This window comes from Paraburkholderia sp. BR14320 (assembly GCF_040948665.1).
GTDB lineage: Bacteria > Pseudomonadota > Gammaproteobacteria > Burkholderiales > Burkholderiaceae > Paraburkholderia > Paraburkholderia youngii.
In genome coordinates, this window is the sequence record NZ_JBFPKG010000225.1 from 1 (window position 1) to 778 (window position 778).

2 pseudogenes are annotated in these 778 nt (G+C 62.1%); both read left to right on the forward strand.

Annotation, left to right across the window (positions count from 1 at the left end):
- A pseudogene (locus AB3X89_RS40025) lies at positions 1–417 on the forward strand (ATP-binding protein); the annotation flags it as partial.
- 117 nt (positions 418–534) lie between these two features.
- Positions 535–778, forward strand: a pseudogene (locus AB3X89_RS40030) (hypothetical protein); the annotation flags it as partial.

Below are 778 nucleotides of genomic sequence, written 5' to 3' on the forward strand. Positions count from 1 at the left end.
CGCCCCCGAACATGGGGATTCGTCGCGAAGACGATGCCGGTCGTGCCGAAGTCGCTCGAGCTGGTCTCCTACGCGGGTTCGGTGGGCGAGGCTGCAGCGACCGAACTGATGAGCTTTCTTGCCATCTACCGCGAGCTGCCGTCGCCGGACGCCATCATCCTGTCGCCGGACACGGCGCCGATCCCTGAGACCCCGGCCGCGCTGTACGCGGTCAGTTCGGCGCTGGCAGCGCACTCGACCGAAGGAAACTTCGAGCGGGTGCTGACCTACAACCAGCGGCTGATCGACGTAGGCCACCGTGAATTCGGTGCGCTCCTCGCGCGTGACGCCGTGCGTCGCAAGCCCGAACTGGCGGGCACCCATGCGTTCATCCGCGCGCAGGGTGGCGAGATCGGAAAAATCATCCGAGGCGAGTAAGCCCCGCTACCTGTTGCCTGTTGCTTCATCCGTTGTTCGTTCTGCCACGGCCCGCCTCGCGCGCCGTGGCTTTTTTCTCTCTGCTCAATCCAATCCCTTTCTATTCTGGAGTTTTCCATGAACATCACTGAACTGAAATCCCGCGTCATGCTGTCGGCCGTCACGGTATCCGCCTGGCAGGCGCGCTGCTTCGATGTGAAAGCGACCGAAGAAGTCGAGAAGAACCATCAGGCAAAGGACATCGGGCGCTTCAACAAGCGCCTGCTGCCCGAGCATGCGCCGAGCTACAAGGAGGTGGTTTCGATCGGCAATCGCATTCGCCGCTATCACTACGACCACTCGCTGAAGTACGAACAGCTGG